Source organism: Frateuria sp. YIM B11624 (assembly GCF_049727805.1).
Classification (GTDB): Bacteria; Pseudomonadota; Gammaproteobacteria; order Xanthomonadales; family Rhodanobacteraceae; genus Frateuria_A.
The window spans coordinates 1-16,916 of the sequence record NZ_JBCNYA010000047.1; the positions used below are offsets into that span (position 1 = coordinate 1).

The window sequence follows — 16,916 nt, forward strand, 5'->3', positions numbered from 1 at the left end:
GCGCTCGGGTCACTTTTCTTTGCTGGCCCACGCCCGCGCCGGGAGCGCGGGCGAACAGCGAAGCTGGCCCGAAGGGCGGAGGGCAGGATGCCCGGAGTAAAGAAAAGTAACCAAAAGAAACGGCCTGGCGCAGCACGGGGTGAGAAAAGAGCTAGGTGCCACTGCGCCTTGCCGGGTGGGTCTCTTGCTCTTAGAGGAGCTGCCGCCGCTATACCGCGGGCGCTCGCGAGTTGAGGCAAGGGAGGCATGTGGGCTCGTGCGCGAGCAGTGTGCAATGGAACGTACCAGGGCCGATGCCTGCAGGCGTGCGACGCTCTGCTCCCTCTCCCCGCCGGAGAGAGGGTTGGGGTGAGGGGCGGGGCTCGCCGGAAAGCCTGCAGCGAGCACCTTCCCGTCGGAGGATCGGGAAGCACCGGCAACCGCCCGCTCATGGCACGTTGCGCGCCGCCGCGACGGCGCCGCAGCAGGCCTGCGCCACCGGTCCGTCGAACAGCATGGCCGCCGATTCGGGCAGGCGCCGGCGCCAGTTCGGATGCAGCGCATCGGTGGGTCCGGGCAGGTTCGGCTGCTCGGGCAGCGCCAGCAGGTCCTCCGCGGGAATCACCACCAGCGGCGCCGGTGCGCGCGCCACGTGGCCGGCGGCGGCGATGGCCACGGGCAGCACGTCTTCGGGCGTGGGCGGGCGGTTTTCGTCGGGCGTGCCGCCGGCATCCGCCGCGGCGCCCGAGGCGCACAGCGCGCGCCACAGTCGGCCGCGGTCGATCGCGCGCTCGGCGATCTCGTCCACGCCCGGTTCGGCCAGGCCGGCACGGGCGCGCCACTCGATGTCGCGCCCGCTCCACCAGCCGGCCACCGTCGGTACGTCGTGGGTGGATGTGGTGGCCATCGCCGCGGGCGACCAGTGCATCGGCGCGATGAAACCGCGGTCGGCCGCGCGCTCGAACCACAGCACGCGGATGCCGAGCACGCCCTCCTCGCCGATGCGCTGGCGGAAGTCGGCCGGCACCGTGCCCAGGTCCTCGCCGATCACGAGCGCGCGGTTGCGATGCGATTCGATCGCCAGCAGCTTGAGCAGGTCCTCGAACGGATAGCGCACGTAGGCACCCTCGGTGGCGCCATGGCCATGCGGCACCAGCCACAGGCGCTTGAGGCCCAGCACGTGGTCGATGCGTACGCCGCCGGCGTGTGCCAGCGCGGTGCGCAGCATGGCCAGATAACCGGCGTAGCCGCTGCGCTTGAGGCCCATCGGCGAGAACGTGGTCAGGCCCCAGTCCTGCCCGTTGCGGTTGAGCAGGTCCGGCGGGGCGCCCACCGACAGGCCGTGCAGCAGTTCGCGCTGGTGGCTCCAGGCCTGGCTGCCGCCGGGGTCGGTGCCGACCGCGAGATCCGAGACCAGCCCGATCGCCATGCCCGATTCGCGCGCCGTGCGCTGGGCGTCTTCCAGGCCGCGTGTGGCCATCCACTGCAGGAAGGCGTGGAAGGCCACCTCGCGGCCGTGCTCGCGCGCGAACGTGGCGACCGCGGGGCTCGACGGATCGTGGAACTCGCCGGGCCAGGCCTGCCAGCCGCCGGGCACGTCGTGCGCGCGGAAATGCACCTGCAGCGCCTCGAAGCGCGCGTGGCGTTCCAGCGCCTCGCCCTGTTCGCGGCGGAAGGTGCACAGCGCCTGGGTGAGCTTCGAATCGGCCGACGACCATTCGAACAGCGTGCGCAGCAGCGTCATGCGCGCGCGTGCCGCACGCGGCCAGTCGATCAGCTCCAGCCATTCCAGCTCGGCCAGCTCCTGGCGCAGGTTGTGCGCATCGATCACCGTGCGCAGCGCCGAAGCGCCGCCCATGCGGCCGGGATCGACGTACAGCGCGTTGAGGAACAACCGGCTCGACGGCGCGTAGGGGCTGTAGCGCTCCGGCGCCGCGGCGAACAGCGCATGCACCGGGCTGATCGCCACCACGTCGGCGCCGCGCGCCGCGGCCGCGCGCGCGCACTGCTCCAGCGCGGTGAAGTCGCCGATGCCGCCATCGCCCGGACGGCGCAGGCTGGACAACTGCACCGCTACGCCCCAGGGGCGGCGCGCACCGGCGATGTCGTCCACGCCGAAGGTGCGCGCCGGTGCGACGGCAAGCGTGCAGCGGTCGTCGCCGAGCAGCAGGTGGTGGTAGCCCCGCGCGTCCGGCGCGCGCAGCGTGCGTTCGTCCGCCGCGAGGGTGCCCTCGGTGATGGCGATGCCCTGCTCGTCCTCAATGCGGTAACGTCGCGATGAGGGCGCGGCCGGCAGCGGGAACGGGCCGCCGGCATCGGCTACCAGCAGGCGCGGCAGTTGCGTACCTTCGCGTTCGCGACGCAGGCGTTCCAGGCTGGCGTCGATGTCGTCGTCGTTCGCGCACGGCAGGTCCAGCGCCTGCAGCACGGCGCGCAGCGTCGGCGGCGCCACTTCCTGCGGACGGTCGTTGGCATCGCGCCAGTGCACGTCCACGCCGGCCTGCTCGGCCAGCGCGGCGAGACGGGCGTCGAGGTCGCTCATGCGGTGCCCCGGCGGTTTCCTGTCCGGTCGTTTGCGTTGCTTCCGATGGCGGCCACCGTAGGGTGGGCTTCAGCCCACCGCACCTCGCGGCGGAGGTGATGGTGGGCTGAAGCCCACCTTGCGCGATTCGCCTCCGCCGGAAGGCGGCGCGCGAAGGGGAAAGCGTCAGGGCGCTCGATGAACTTCATGCCGAAGGTTCCAGGCAGACCAGGGTGCAGGCAGGTGCGAGGCGGCCTTCGGCCAAGGCGGCGATCGCCGACGCCTCGCCGTGCAACCATCGCGCATCGGGCGTCGGCTTGGCGTGGACGCAAGTCATCTCCTCGCCCAGGTTGCAGTACACGTGCAGGCGCGCATCGCCCAGTTGCCAGCGCGCCTGCAATGCGCGCGCGCCGAGCGCCCGGGCACCCAACGGTCGTGCCTGCTGCAGGCGCGGTATCAGGTGTTCCCTGCGCTGCGCCAGCAGGTGGCGGACCAGGGTGAGGCGCGCGAGACCTTCGGGACGGGCCGCCTCGTGCGGATCGGGCCGCGAGCGTTCGAAGCTGGAGGGCGCATTCGGATCGGGCACGTCACCCTTGCCGTGACCCTCGAAGTCGGCGAACTCCTTGCGCCGGCCCTCGCGCACGGCGCTGCGCAGCGCCTCGTCCGGGTGGTCGGTGAAGAACAGGAACGGGGTGCGGCTGCCCCACTCTTCGCCCATGAACAGCATCGGCACCATCGGCGTGAGCAGCAGCAGCGCGCAGGCCGCCTCGAGCTGCTTCGGATCGGCCAGCACGGTCAGCCGCTCGCCCAGCGCGCGGTTGCCGACCTGGTCGTGGTTCTGCAGGAAGTCGACGAAGCACAGCGGGCTCAGGCTCGCGCTGGGTTCCCCGCGTGGCTTGCCGCGCATTGGCTCGCCCTGCCAGGCGAAGCCTTCGGCCAGGCAACGGACGAGCTTCGCCATGGGATCGTCGGCGTAGGCGCCGTAATAACCCGCCGATTCGCCGGTCAGCAGGACGTGCAATGCATTGTGGAAGTCGTCGTTCCACTGCGCGTCGAAGCGGCTGGCTCCCAGCAGGTGCGCCTGGTTGGCTTCGTTTTCCAGCACCAGGTGCACCTGTCGCTCGCCGGCCGCAGCGCGCACGCGGGCGGCGAGCGAAAGCAGCCAGGCCGGGTCGTGCAATGCGTGCACCGCGTCCAGGCGCAGGCCGTCGAAGCGGTATTCCTCCAGCCAGTACAGCGCGTTGTGCACGAAGAAGTCGCCCACCGGCGCCAGCCCCACGTCGATCGCCGCGCCCCACGGCGTCGGCGGGCCGTCCCTGCGGAAGAACGCGGAGGCGTAGTCGCCCAGATAATTGCCGTCCGGCCCGAAGTGGTTGTAGACCACGTCCAGGAACATCATCAGCCCCAGCCCGTGCGCCACGTCGATCAGCGCCTTGAGCTCGTCGGGCGTGCCATAGGCGGCCGCCGGGGCGAACGGCAGCACGCCGTCGTAGCCCCAGTTGCGGCTGCCCGGGAACTGCGCGATCGGCATCAACTCGATCGCGGTGACGCCCAGCGCGTGCAGCCCCGGCAGCATCGCCTGCACGCCGCGGAAGCCGCCGCAGGCGCCCGCGTGCAGCTCGTAGATCACCGCTTCGTGCCATGGTCGGCCGGGCCAGTCGGCGTGCCGCCAGGCGTAGGCCTGCGGATCGACCACGAGGCTGGCACCGTGCACGTCGCCCGCCTGCTGCAGGCGCGAGGCCGGATCGGGCACGCACAGCTTGCCGTGGATGCGGTAGCGGTAAGGGGTCCCGGCCGCTGCCCGGCGAATGCACTCGTGCCAGCCGTCGTCCAGCGCACGCATCGCGCACGCATCGCCATCGTCCAGTTCGAGTGCCACCTCCTCCACATCGGGCGCCCACAACCGGAAACGCGTGGATCCATCGCCCTGCAGTTCGGCGCCGTACGGCATCGCGTGGCGGAAATGCCCGCTCATGCACCGTCCTGCCGCGGCGCGGCGGACAACAGCATCACGCTCGATCCCTTGAGCTCGATGGTGGCTTCGTCGACGTTGCGCTCGGGCGCCTGCGGATTGCCGCTGTCGACGCGCAACCGCCAGGGCAGCCGCGGCTCCGGCAGCGTGAAGCCGTGCGTTTCCCCGGTACCGTTGATCAGCAGCAGGGTCACGTCGATGTGGCGCTTTCCCTTCGGGCATGCGCGGCGGAGCATCAGCAGGCGGCCCTGCGCGTCGTTCCAGTCGTTCTCGCGCATTGCGCTGCCGCGTTCGTTGAACCAGGCCACCGGCGCCAGGCCCGGCAGCAGGTCGGGGCCGCCGTGCATGAAGCCGTCGGCGCGCAGGGTGGGATGCTGTTCGCGCAGGCGGATCAGGCGCGCCACGTAGTCGGCGAGCGCGCGGCTGCCGTCGGACTGCGCCAGCTTCCAGTCGAACCAGGAGATCTCGTTGTCCTGGCAATAGGCGTTGTTGTTGCCCTGCTGCGTGCGGCCGAACTCGTCGCCGCCGAGCAGCATCGGCGTGCCGTGCGAGAACAGCAGCGTGGCGAGCATCGCGCGCGCGGCGCGGCCGCGTGCGTCGAGGACGGCCGCGTCGTCGGTCGGTCCCTCGACGCCGTGGTTGTGGCTCTCGTTGTCGTTGGCGCCGTCGCGGTTGTCCTCGCCGTTGGCTTCGTTGTGCTTGTGCTCGTAGCTGACCAGGTCCTGCAGGGTGAAGCCGTCGTGCGCGGTGACGAAGTTCACCGACGCCCATGGCCGGCGATGCTGGTGGTCGAACAGCTCGGCCGAGCCCTGCAGCCGTCCGGCCAGGGCGCCACGGAGGCCGTCGTCGCCCTTCCAGAAGCGGCGCACGTCGTCGCGGAACTGGCCGTTCCATTCGGCGAAGCCGGGCGGATGGTTGCCGAGCTGGTAGCCGCCGGGTCCGACGTCCCACGGTTCGGAGATCAGCTTGACGGTGTTGAGCACCGGATCCTGGCGCATGGCGTCGAACAGGCCGGCGTTGGGGTCGAAGCCGTTCGCCTCGCGGCCCAGCGTCACGCCCAGGTCGAAGCGGAAGCCGTCGACGTGGAAGGTCTGCACCCAGTAGCGCAGCGAGTCCATCACCAGTTGCAGCACGCGCGGGTGCGAGGTGTTGACGGTGTTGCCGGTGCCGGTGTCGTTGATGCAGTGGCGCGGATCGTCCGGCAACAGGCGGTAGTAGCTGGCGTTGTCCAGGCCGCGGAAGGAGAGCGTGGGACCGAGCTCGCTGCCCTCGCCGGTGTGGTTGTAGACCACGTCGAGGATCACCTCGATGCCGGCCGCATGCAGCGCCTGCACCGCCGCGCGGATCTCGTTGAGAGCGCCTTCGGCCAGGTACGAGGGCTCCGGCGCGAAGAACGCCAGCGTGTTGTAGCCCCAATAGTTGCGCAGCTTCATCTCGGCCAGGCGGCGGTCCTGCACGAAGGCGTGGATCGGCAGCAGCTCGATCGCCGTGACGCCCAGGTGCACCAGGTGGTCGATCACGTAGGGATCGGCCAGCGCCAGGAAGGTGCCGCGCTCGTGCGGGCGGATGCGCTTGAGCGTGCGCGTGAGGCCCCTGACGTGCGCCTCGTAGACGATGGTCTGCGACCAGGGCGTGCGCGGGCGCTGCGTGCGGCCTTCCCAGTGCATCGGCTCGTCGACCACCACGGCCTTGGGGCAAGCCGCGGCGCTGTCGCGCCGGTCGAAGGACAGATCCGCGCGCGGCGAGGACACGCGGTAGCCGTGCAGCACGTCCGACCAGCGCAGTTGCCCGGCGAGCAGGCGCGCGTAGGGATCGAGCAGCAGCTTGTTGGGATTGAAGCGGTGGCCCTGCTCCGGCTCGTACGGGCCATAGGCGCGATAGCCGTAGAGTTGTCCGCCGCGCAGCCGCGGCAGGTAGCCGTGCCAGACCTCGTCGGTGCACTCGGGCAGCGTGTAGCGGGCGATCTCGCGGCGGCCGGAGGGATCGAACAAGCACAGTTCGATGCGCTCGGCGTGCGCGGAGAACACCGCAAAGTTGGTGCCGATGCCGTCGCAGTTCGCGCCCAGGGGATAGGGGGACCCCGGTTGCATGCGTTCGGGGAGGGTGGGCATCAGCGGGACCCCTTCGCACGGGGGCGGCAAGCGCGCCGGGCCGAGGCAGGGCCACCCCCATCCGCCCTGCGGGCACCTTCCCCCGCAGGCGGGGGAAGGACCGACACGGCTGGCCGCGAAGCCCGTTCGTGAGCCTTCCTCCGCTCCGCGGGGGAAGGTGCCGACAGGCGGATGGGGGTGACCGTAGCGCGAGACCCCAGGCCCGGCACGGAACGCAGGTATCGCGCAGGGGCCGCGCTCATGCCTGCTCCGCCAGATAGATCACCGTGGCCAGCGGCGGCAGCGTGAGAGCCAGCGACCACGGCTGGCCGTGGATCGGCGCCGGCTCGGCGTACGCCTCGCCCTGCCCCACGCCGGAGCCGCCATAGCTAGCGTCATCGGTGTTGATCGCCAGTTGCCAGCGTCCCTCGCGCGGCACGCCGATGCGGTAGTCGTGCAGCGGCGTGGGCGTGAGGTTGCTCACCACCAGTGCCGGCCGTGCGCCTTCGGCGAAGCGCAGCCAGGCGAACACGCTGTTCGCCGCGTCGTCGCCGATCGCCCAGCGGAAGCCGCGCGGATCGCTGTCCCAGCCATGCAGCGCCGGCTCGCGCGTGAGCAGGTGGTTGAGATCGCGCAGCAGTTGCTGGACGCCGCGATGGCGCGGATCGTCGAGCAGTTCCCACGGCAGTTGCGCATCGTGGTTCCATTCGGTGGGCTGGGCCAGCTCGCCGCCGGCGAACAACAGCTTCTTGCCAGGATGCGCCCACATGAAGCCGTAGTAGGCGCGCAGGTTGGCGAAGCGCTGCCAGTCGTCGCCCGGCATGCGGCCCAGCAGCGAGCGCTTGCCGTGCACCACTTCGTCGTGCGACAGCGGCAGTACGTAGTGCTCGGACCAGGCGTAGACCATCGAGAAGGTCATCTCGTGGTGGTGCCAGCGCCGGTGGATCGGATCGCGCGACATGTATTCGAGCGTGTCGTGCATCCAGCCCATGTTCCACTTGTAGTCGAAGCCTAGGCCGCCCTCGGTGGGCGATCGCGTCACGCCCGGCCAGGCGGTGGACTCCTCGGCGATGGTGAGCACGCCCGGATGGTGCTGGTGCATCACGGTGTTGAAGCGCTTGAGGAAGGCGATCGATTCGAGGTTCTCGCGACCGCCGTGGACGTTGGGTACCCACTCGCCCTGCTTGCGGCTGTAGTCGCGGTAGAGCATCGAGGCGACCGCATCCACGCGCAGGCCGTCGATGTGGAAGCGCTCGGCCCAGGCCAGCGCGCTGCCGATCAGGAAGCCGGAGACCTCGTTGCGCCCGAGGTTGTAGATCAATGTGTTCCAGTCCTGGTGGAAGCCCTCGCGCGGGTCGGCGTGCTCGTACAGCGCGGTGCCGTCGAAGTGCGCCAGGCCGTGCGCGTCGGTCGGGAAGTGCGCGGGCACCCAGTCGACGATGACACCCAGGCCCGCCTCGTGGCAGCGGTCGACGAAGCGCGCGAAGGCTTCGGGCGGACCGAAGCGCGCGGTCGGCGCGTACTGGCCCAGTGGCTGGTAGCCCCAGGAGCCGCCGAACGGATGCTCGGCGATCGGCAGCAGTTCGAGGTGGGTGAAGCCCAGGCCGACGAGGTAGGGAATCAGCCGTTCGGCCAGCGTGTCCCAACTTGGCGGTTCGCCCTGCCCATCGCGCCACCAGGAACCGGCGTGCAACTCGTAGATCGACAGCGGTGCGTCCAGCCGCTGGCGCGTGGCGCGCTCGGCCATCCAGGCGTGGTCGGTCCAGCGGTACGGCGTGTCGGAAGCCACCACCGAGGCGGTCGCCGGCGGCGCCTCGGTGGCCAGCGCGACCGGATCGGCTTTCTGCTGCACCGAGAAGTCCGCGCCGAGAATCTCGTACTTGTAGCGCGCACCAGGCATCAGGCCCGGCACGAACAGTTCCCATACGCCGTGCGGCAGGCGCAGGCGCATCGGATGACGCCGGCCGTCCCACTGGTCGAAGTCGCCGACCACGCTGACCCGTCGCGCGTTCGGCGCCCACACGGCGAAGCGCACGCCGCGTACACCGTCCCGCTCGATCGGGTGCGCACCGAGCTGGCGATGGACCTGCGGATGCTCGCCCCGCGCCAGCAGGTCTAGGTCGTGGTCCGCCAGCAGGGCGCCGAAGGCATAGGGATCGTCGAGGTCCTGCACACCGCCGGGCCAGTGCACGCGCAGCCGGTAGCGGTCCTCGCCGGGCACCGTGCCGGCGAACAGCCCGTCGGCGAGGGGTTCCAGCGACGCCAGCACGTGGCCTTGCATGTCGATCGCCTCGACACGCTGCGCACCCGGTTGCAGCGTGCGCACCACGCGCTGGCCGTCGAGCCGATGCGGTCCGAGTACGGCGAACGGATCGCCGTGGCGCGCCTGCAGCAGTGCCTGCGCCGCGCCCGGGTCGAGCAGCCGCCCGTTCACGCGCCCGCCCTGCCGATGGCGGCCTCGTCGGCCAGCCGCAGCAGGCCCTGCAGCGGCACGCCCAGCCAGCCGGGACGGTTGGCCGCCTCGTAGGCGATCTCGTAGGCGGCCTTGTCGAGCAGGAAGAGCTGCAGCATCGGCACCAGCGCCTCGGCGGCGACCCAGCGCACCGGCGCGCGTTCCAGCACGGCCACGTACGCGCCGAGGAACACTTCGGACGCGCGCAGGCGGAAGCGTTCGAGGAACGGCGCGAACAATGGATCCTCGATCGGCGCCACGCCTTCCTCGCCGCGCAGTGCGACGGCGGCGACGTAGTCGAGCGAGCGCAGGAAGCCGGCGACGTCGCGCAGCGGCGTGGTCTTGATGCGGCGGTCCTGCAGCGGACGTGCCGGCTCGCCTTCGAAGTCGATCAGCCAGGCATCGCCCTGCACCACCAGTACCTGGCCCAGGTGGAAGTCGCCGTGCACGCGCGTGCGCAGCGCGCCCTCGCCGTGGCGGGCCAGGCTGTCGATGCGCTGTTCGAGCGCGGGGCGGCGCTGGAACAGGCGCTCGCGCTGTTCACGCAGGGCGGCGTCCTCCGGATCGAGTGTCGCCAGCGCTTCGGTCGCGCGCTGCAGCTGCGCGCGGGCCTCGGCCGCCCAGCTGTCCACGTCGGCATCGCCGGCGGTCACCGGCTGGAAGGCCTCGTCCTCGCTCGGCTGCGCGAGGACGGCATGCAGTTCGCCCAGGCGCGTGCCGACGGCGGCGGCGAAGCTGTCGTAGTCGGCCAGGATCTCGGCCCGCGAGGCGTCGTCCGCCGCATGGCTGAACTCGTCCCAGGTGCGCAGCAGGTAGTCCAGCGTCCAGCGCCAGGCGTCGCCCTGGTTGCGCACGAAGCCCTGCAGCACCGCCAGCGCCGAGGGAATGCCGTCGGCGCCCACGTGCAGCACCTCGCCCAGCAGCGGCGGCGTATTGGCGTAGCCCACGCGGGTCAGGTGGCGGCCCATCTCCAGCTCGGGGTTGATGCCGTGGGAGATGTGCCGGTACAGCTTGAGCATGCCGCGCTCGTGCACGATCACCGAGCTGTTGGACTGCTCGGCCGACAGCCAGCGGTTTTCGAATTCGACGGGAAAGTCGATCGCATCCAGCGCGGCGGTGCCGGTGAAACGGATCATGCCGCCGCGCTTGAGCGGCAGTTCCATGCGCTGGCGCAGGCCGCGCAGCAGGCCGGAAACGAAGGCGTCCAGCACGAAGCCGTCGGTGAGGTAGCCGACGCGGCGGCCGCGGCGCACGCGCGCCAGCGCCAGTTGCTGCGCACGCGCGGGCGGGTTCTCGTCCTCCCAGATGATGCCCAGCGGCAGGCAGTAGCGCTCGCTGGTGCCGTCGTCGAGCCAGGCCTCGATCTCGGAGATGACCAGGTCCTCGCCACGGTCGGGCCACGGCTGGCTGTACATCATGGTGATCGCGCGGATGCCGCGATCCTTGGCGCCGAACCAGCGGCGCCGGCCGAGATAGGCGGGGAGCACGTCGCGCTCCAGCGCGCCGCGGTGGTGCGCCATCACCGGCCCTTCCACCAGCGGCCCGCGCAGCACCAGCGTCTCGAAGTCGGGCATCGGCTCGGCCGGTACCTGGTGCCACGGCGGCATCTGGGCGTTGGCGCACAACTGGAAGCCGTAGAAGCCGAACGGCGGCAGGGTCAGCAGATAGGGCAGCCGGCCGATCGGCGGGAAGGTGGTGCCGCCGACGATCTCCACCGGCACGCGGCCCTCGAACGCGCCCAGGTCCAGCTCGACCGCCTGCAGCGTGCGCGACATGTTGGCCACGCACAGCACCTGCTCGTCCTCGAACTCGCGCAGGTAGGCGAGGATCTTGCGGTTGCCCGGATAGAGGAAGCGGATGCTGCCGCGGCCGAACGCCCTGTAGCGCTTGCGCACCGCGAGTACGCGGCGGGTCCAGTTGAGCAGCGAGTGCGGGTCGCGCGCCTGCGCCTCGGCGTTGACCGCCTGGTAGCCGTACAGCGGGTCCATGATCGGCGGCAGCACCAGCCGCGCCGGGTCGGCACGCGAGAAGCCGCCGTTGCGGTCCATCGACCACTGCATCGGCGTGCGCACGCCGTCGCGGTCGCCCAGGTGGATGTTGTCGCCCATGCCCAGCTCGTCGCCGTAGTACAGCACCGGCGTGCCGGGCATGGTCATGAGCAGCGAGTTCATCAGTTCGATGCGGCGGCGGTCGCGCTCCATCAGCGGCGCGAGGCGACGGCGTATGCCGAGGTTGATGCGTGCGCGCTGGTCGCTGGCGTAGGTCTGCCAGAGGTAGTCGCGCTCGGTGTCGGTGACCATCTCGAGCGTCAGCTCGTCGTGGTTGCGCAGGAAGATCGCCCACTGGCAGTTGTCCGGGATCGCCGGCGTCTGGCGCATGATGTCGGTGATCGGGAAGCGGTCCTCGCGCGCGATCGCCATGTACATGCGCGGCATCAGCGGGAAATGGAACGCCATGTGGCATTCGTCGCCGTCGCCGAAGTAGTCCTGCGTGTCCTCCGGCCACTGGTTGGCCTCGGCCAGCAGCATGCGGTCGGGGTAGTGCTCGTCGATCTCCTTGCGGATCAGCTTGAGGATGTCGTGCGTCTCGGGCAGGTTCTCGTTGTTGGTGCCCTCGCGTTCGATCAGGTACGGCACCGCGTCCAGTCGCAGGCCGTCGACGCCGATGTCCAGCCAGAAGCGCATCACCCCGAGCACGGCCTTGATCACCGCGGGGTTGTCGAAGTTGAGGTCCGGCTGGTGCGAGAAGAAGCGGTGCCAGAAGTACTGGCCGGCGACCGCGTCCCAGGTCCAGTTCGACTTCTCGGTGTCGAGGAAGATGATGCGCGTGCCCGAGTACGCCTGGTCGGTGTCCGACCACACGTAGAAGTTGCGCGCGGCCGAGCCCGGCTTGGCCAGGCGCGCGCGCTGGAACCAGGGATGCTGGTCGGAGGTGTGGTTGATCACCAGCTCGGTGATCACGCGCAGGCCGCGTGCGTGCGCCGCCGCGATGAAGCGCTTGGCGTCGCCGAGCTTGCCGTAGTCCGGATGGACCGCCTTGTACTCGGAGATGTCGTAGCCGTCGTCGCGGCGCGGGCTCGGGTAGAACGGCAGCAGCCAGAGCGTGTTGACGCCCAGCTCGGCGATGTAGTCGAGCTTGTCGATCAGGCCCTGGAAGTCGCCCACGCCGTCGTCGTTGGCATCGAAGAACGACTTGACGTGCACCTGGTAGATGATCGCGTCCTTGTACCAGAGCGGGTCGCTGGTGAAGCTGCGCTTGGCGGTCTTCGGATGCGCGCTCATGCGGGGCTCCCTGCACCTTGGAAACGGCAGCGTGGGCCGGGCGCGTGCGGGCCGGCGGTCGGCATGCTCATGCCTCCACCCGCCAGATCGCGTAGGGCATGCCCTGCCCCAGCCACACGTGCTGGCGACCGCCGCGCCAGGTGAGCGTGGCGTCGTGCAGCAGGTCCTCGACGGTGAGCGGCGCGTCCTCGGCCACGCCCCAGTCGGCCAGCGGCAGGTGCAGGTCGGTCGCCTGCGCATGGTGCGGATCGAGGTTGATCGCCACCAGCACGCGGTCGCGGCCGCCGGGGGCCCCGCCGCTTCTGGACAGGGATTTCTCGAAGAACAAGACCTGCTCGTTGTCGGCACGCAGGAAGCGCACGCCGAGGTGGCTCTGCAGCGCCGGCTGCTCGCGGCGGATCGCGTTCAACCGGGTGATCTCGGCGACGATGTTGCCGGGCGCTTCCCAGTCGCGCGGCTTGATCTCGTATTTCTCCGAGTCGAGGTATTCCTCCTTGCCCGGGATCGGCACCGACTCGCACAGTTCGAAGCCCGAATACATGCCCCACAGGCCCGACAGCGTGGTCGCCAGCGCGGCGCGGATCAGGAAGCCGCTGCGGCCCGAATGCTGCAGGAAGTACGGATTGATGTCCGGCGTGTTGACGAAGAAGTTGGGGCGAAAGAACTCGCGCGGCGGCCCCTGCGTCAGCTCGGTGAGGTAGTCGGTGAACTCCTGCCTGGTGTGCCGCCAGGTGAAGTACGTGTACGACTGGCTGAAGCCGAGCTTGGCCAGCCGGTACATCGGCTTGGGCCGGGTGAAGGCCTCGGACAGGAACAGCGCGTCGGGATAGTCGCTGCGCACGCGCGCGATCATCCACTCCCAGAACGGGAACGGCTTGGTGTGCGGGTTGTCCACGCGGAAGGTGCGCACGCCCTCGCCCGCCCAGTACAGCACCACGTCGCACAGCGCCTGCCACAGCGAGGGGATCGCGCCTTCCTCGTAGAAGTCGACGTTGACGATGTCCTGGTATTTCTTCGGCGGGTTCTCCGCGTAGCGCAGGCTGCCGTCCGGGCGCCAGTCGAACCACTCGGGGTGCTCGGCGAGCCACGGATGGTCGGGCGAGCACTGGATGGCGAAGTCCAGTGCCAGCTCCAGGCCGTGCGCCTGCGCCGCGTCGCGCAGGGCGCGGAAGTCCTCGATGGTGCCCAGCTCCGGATGGATGGCCGTGTGGCCGCCCTCGGCCGAGCCGATCGCGTAGGGGCTGCCGGGATCGTGTTCGTCCGGGGTCAGCGTGTTGTTGCGGCCCTTGCGGAAGGCGCGACCGATCGGGTGGATGGGCGGGAAGTACAGCACGTCGAAGCCCATCGCCTGGATCGCCGGCAAGCGTCCGATCACGTCGCGGAACGTGCCGTGGCGGCCGGGACTGTCGGTGATCGAACGCGGGAACAATTCGTACCAACTGGCGAACTGCGCGGAGCGGCGGTCGACTTCCAGTGGCAGCGGCGAATGTTCCACTGCGAACGCACGCAGGTCGCCCTCGGCCATTGCACGGGCGGCGTCCTCGGCGATCAGCAGCCGGTAGCGGGCCTCGTCGTCGTCGGCCTTGGCCAGCGCCGCCGCCAGGGCACGCAGCGGTTTGCGTTTCGCCGGTGCGGTGCCTGCCGCGGTCTGCTCGACCAGGTGCTGGCCTTCGCGCATTTCCAGCGCGATCGGCACGCCGGCGTCGTGCTTGGCCACGATCTCGTGGCGGTAGCTGGCGTAGGCATCGCGCCAGGCCTGCACGGTGTATTCGTGGCGGCCCATGCGGCTGGGCGTGAACCGGGCGCGGTAGCGGTCGTTGCCCAGCGGCTCCATGCGCTGCTCGTGCCACTGCTTCTCGTCGAGGGCGCGCCAGCGCAAGGCCACGGCGAGCTTGTCGTGGCCATCCATGAACACGTCGGCCTCCACCGTCACCGGGTCGCCGACGACGCGCTTGATCGCGAAGCGACCGTCGTCGACGTGTGGCGTGACCGCCTCGATGGCGATGCGCGGTGCCTGCGTGGCACCGGCCAGCGCCTGCTTGTGCGCGGTGGCGCTGCCGCGCGTGGCGACCGGACGGGTCCGTGTGCCCTCGAGGAGGCGTACCTCGCCGGCGGTCAGCGTGACGGGTTCGGTGGCGGGCGCACCGTCGGGGGCGGTCCAGTCGCCGTACGCGCTGGCGGCACCGCCGGCGACGGCGCCGAGCTCGACCGGTGTGGCGGTATCCAGCCGGGCGTTGAAGAGGGCCAGCCATGCGCGATCACCCTGGTCGCGCAGCACGCCGATCCAGCCGTCGTCGGTGTGGATGGCGGCCGATTCGCGCGACGGCGCGTCGAGGCCGCGCAACCAGTCGTTGATGGCGCGGACGTCGCCGGCCAGGTCCAGGCCCTGCGCCTCGTCGTGCGCGAAGCCGGCGGGCATCAGCCAACCGCCGGAGCATGCCGCGGCGAACCACGCGGCGCGGCGGCGATGCCGCTCGGCCAGCACGCGCTCGCCGAAGCCGCGGTCGGCGGCGGGATCGCCGAAAGGCGCGGCGGCACAGGCCAGCGGCGGAGCGACTTCGCTTACTCGGCGCAGTTCGCGGGCCAGCCAGCCGGCACGGAAATCCCACCACTCGGCCGAGCAGAACGCGAAATCGAAACCGATGCCGGCGAGCGGCGCCAGCTCGGCCGGCGACAGCCCCTGCGTCCAGCCCAGCAGCAAGGCCTGCGGCGCCTTGCCGTGCAGCCCGTCGACCAGGTGCGCCCACCACGCCGCCGGCGCCGCATCCAGCGACAGCAGCCGCAATCCGGCCGCGCCCGCCTGCAGCGCGTCGCGCAGCCGCTCGCACCACCATGCCAGCGCCTCCGGCGCCACCGCATCATCGTGCAGGCGCCAGCGCACGCCGGCCTCGGCAGCCGGCCGGCGCGGGTCGGGTAGCACGGTCGGGTCGGGCAATGCATGGAACCAGTCCGGGTGTTCGGCGCGGATGGGCGCGTCCGCCGGCAACGGCACTGCCACGTCCACGTCGAGCAGCAGGCCCAGGCCGTGGTCGCGGCAGGCGCGCGCCATCGTGTCGATCGCAGCGATGCCTTCGTCCAGCAACGTGGCGGGCGCGAGCACGTGGCTGAAGCCGAGCTCCGCCGCACGCTCGAACCAGGGAATGCGCGCCCCGCTGGCGTCCGCATAGAGCCCGGCGGGCAGGCTGAGGATGCGCGGCGGCGCGGCCGCAGGTGCGGGCATGGCGTCTCCCGGAGGCGAGGATGGGCTGGCCGCGACGCTGGATGGGCGCTTGCGCGGGCGCTCGGTGCCGGGGCTGGCAGGCACGTCCGCTGTCCCCTTGCGCCGGGCCATCAGTCGCCGCGTCGGCGGCTGGCGCCGCGCGGCCTGTCCGCATGGCTGGCCTGCGGCCGGTTGGTGTACTGGCGAACCGCCTGCGTGCTGGTGCCGACCGCGGCGATCGCCTCGCGCAGGTCATGCTCGGAGATGCGCAATTGCTTGGACCAGTACCGCATCGCGAACGGATCTCTGTCGTTGATCGTGTTCAAGGTCCGGTCGGACTGGCTCATCGCATCACCCGTGGCCGCGACTGCGGCAGCGAGGCCATCTTCGTGTGCGTGCGCTGAAGGCGTCGTCACGGAAAGATGAGATGCGTGTAAACCGCTCGCATACCTGCTGGGCGCGAGACCGCCGCTAGGCGCGAAAAGGCGTCCGCAAGGCAAGCAGTCGATGACGCATCCGGTCCGGGTGATACTGGTCGCCATGCCGACCACTTCCCTTGCCGATTTCATCGACGCCCACCCACGCCTGTTCGTGTTGACCGGCGCCGGCTGCAGCACCGACTCGGGCATCCCCGACTACCGTGACGCGGACGGTGGCTGGAAGCGCGCGCCGCCGGTGACCTTCCAGGCCTTCATGGGCGAGGAGCACACGCGTCGGCGCTACTGGGCGCGCAGCCTGGTCGGCTGGCGGCACTTCGGGCAGGCACAGCCCAATGGCACCCACCATGCGCTGCAGCGGCTGGAGGCGACCGGCCGGCTCGGGTTGCTGGTGACGCAGAACGTGGACGGCCTGCACCAGCGCGCCGGCAGCCGCCAGGTGGTCGACCTGCACGGGCGGCTGGACCAGGTGCGCTGCATGGGTTGCGAGCGGCGACTGCCGCGCGAGGCGTTCCAGCAGGAACTGGCACGCCTCAATCCGGCCTGGGCCGCACTGGATGCGACCGAGGCCCCCGACGGCGATGCCGACCTGGAGGCGGCGCACTTCGGCGACTTCGTCATTCCACCCTGCCCCGCCTGCGGCGGCGTGCTCAAGCCCGACGTGGTGTTCTTCGGCGAGAATGTGCCGCGCGAACGCGTGACCGATGCGATGCAGGCGCTGGAAGCCGCTGACGCCATGCTGGTGGTGGGCTCTTCGCTGATGGTGTTCTCCGGCTACCGCTTCGTGCATGCCGCGGCGCGCGCCGGCAAGCCGGTGGCGGCGGTGAACCTGGGGCGCACGCGGGCCGATCCGTTGCTCAGCCTGAAGGTGGAGCAGTCCTGCGCGGAAGCGCTGGCGTTCCTGCTGGCATGAACCGGTAGGGGCATGTGTAGGGTGGGCTTCAGCCCACCATCCCGGCACGACGATGGTGGGCTGAAGCCCACC

Annotated in this window: 8 protein-coding genes; 1 reads left to right on the forward strand and 7 read right to left on the reverse strand. The window is 70.7% G+C overall.

Translation table 11 applies throughout. From position 1 onward, the window contains the following. Nucleotides 1–427: 427 nt before the first annotated feature. From malQ to AAIL17_RS17450, 7 genes are all read right to left on the reverse strand, one after another. Entirely contained in the window at nt 428–2,521 is a 2,094-nt protein-coding gene (gene malQ, locus AAIL17_RS17420) for a 4-alpha-glucanotransferase (protein WP_424684098.1), read from the reverse strand. 184 nt (nt 2,522–2,705) lie between these two features. Next, on the reverse strand, nt 2,706–4,475 hold the full coding sequence (gene treZ / locus AAIL17_RS17425) for a malto-oligosyltrehalose trehalohydrolase (protein WP_424684099.1): 1,770 nt from the start codon (nt 4,473–4,475) through the stop codon (nt 2,706–2,708). Further along, the gene (gene glgX, locus AAIL17_RS17430; protein ID WP_424684100.1) at nt 4,472–6,583 is read right to left on the reverse strand and encodes a glycogen debranching protein GlgX; all 2,112 of its coding nucleotides are present in this window, start codon (nt 6,581–6,583) and stop codon (nt 4,472–4,474) included. Before glgX ends, treZ begins: the two co-directional genes overlap by 4 nt. 238 nt (nt 6,584–6,821) lie before the next feature. Further along, nucleotides 6,822–8,996 carry a 1,4-alpha-glucan branching protein GlgB gene (gene glgB, locus AAIL17_RS17435; RefSeq protein ID WP_424684101.1) on the reverse strand — a complete coding sequence of 725 codons (2,175 nt, stop codon included), beginning with the start codon at nt 8,994–8,996 and terminating at the stop codon, nt 6,822–6,824. Next, nucleotides 8,993–12,295 (reverse strand): maltose alpha-D-glucosyltransferase, encoded by a 3,303-nt coding sequence (gene treS / locus AAIL17_RS17440; protein ID WP_424684102.1) that lies wholly within the window; start codon nt 12,293–12,295, stop codon nt 8,993–8,995. The genes glgB and treS overlap by 4 nt, the downstream gene beginning before the upstream one ends. 67 nt (nt 12,296–12,362) lie before the next feature. Next, on the reverse strand, nt 12,363–15,515 hold the full coding sequence (locus AAIL17_RS17445) for a maltotransferase domain-containing protein (RefSeq protein WP_424684103.1): 3,153 nt from the start codon (nt 15,513–15,515) through the stop codon (nt 12,363–12,365). Nucleotides 15,516–15,625: 110 nt separating this feature from the next. Then, nucleotides 15,626–15,841 (reverse strand): DUF3606 domain-containing protein, encoded by a 216-nt coding sequence (locus AAIL17_RS17450; RefSeq protein WP_424684104.1) that lies wholly within the window; start codon nt 15,839–15,841, stop codon nt 15,626–15,628. A gap of 193 nt (nt 15,842–16,034) precedes the next feature. On the opposite strand from AAIL17_RS17450, the gene AAIL17_RS17455 reads away from it, so the two are divergent. Next, the gene (locus tag AAIL17_RS17455) at nt 16,035–16,844 is read left to right on the forward strand and encodes an NAD-dependent protein deacetylase (protein WP_424684105.1); all 810 of its coding nucleotides are present in this window, start codon (nt 16,035–16,037) and stop codon (nt 16,842–16,844) included. The last annotated feature ends 72 nt before the right edge of the window (nt 16,845–16,916 follow it).

Coding starts and splice junctions, on each gene's coding strand:
- malQ (WP_424684098.1), bottom strand. CDS start 2,521: ATGAGCGACCTCGACGCCCGTCTCGCCGCGCTGGCCGAGCAGGCCGGC.
- treZ (WP_424684099.1), bottom strand. CDS start 4,475: ATGAGCGGGCATTTCCGCCACGCGATGCCGTACGGCGCCGAACTGCAG.
- glgX (WP_424684100.1), bottom strand. CDS start 6,583: ATGCCCACCCTCCCCGAACGCATGCAACCGGGGTCCCCCTATCCCCTG.
- treS (WP_424684102.1), bottom strand. CDS start 12,295: ATGAGCGCGCATCCGAAGACCGCCAAGCGCAGCTTCACCAGCGACCCG.
- AAIL17_RS17445 (WP_424684103.1), bottom strand. CDS start 15,515: ATGCCCGCACCTGCGGCCGCGCCGCCGCGCATCCTCAGCCTGCCCGCC.
- AAIL17_RS17450 (WP_424684104.1), bottom strand. CDS start 15,841: ATGAGCCAGTCCGACCGGACCTTGAACACGATCAACGACAGAGATCCG.
- AAIL17_RS17455 (WP_424684105.1), top strand. CDS start 16,035: ATGCCGACCACTTCCCTTGCCGATTTCATCGACGCCCACCCACGCCTG.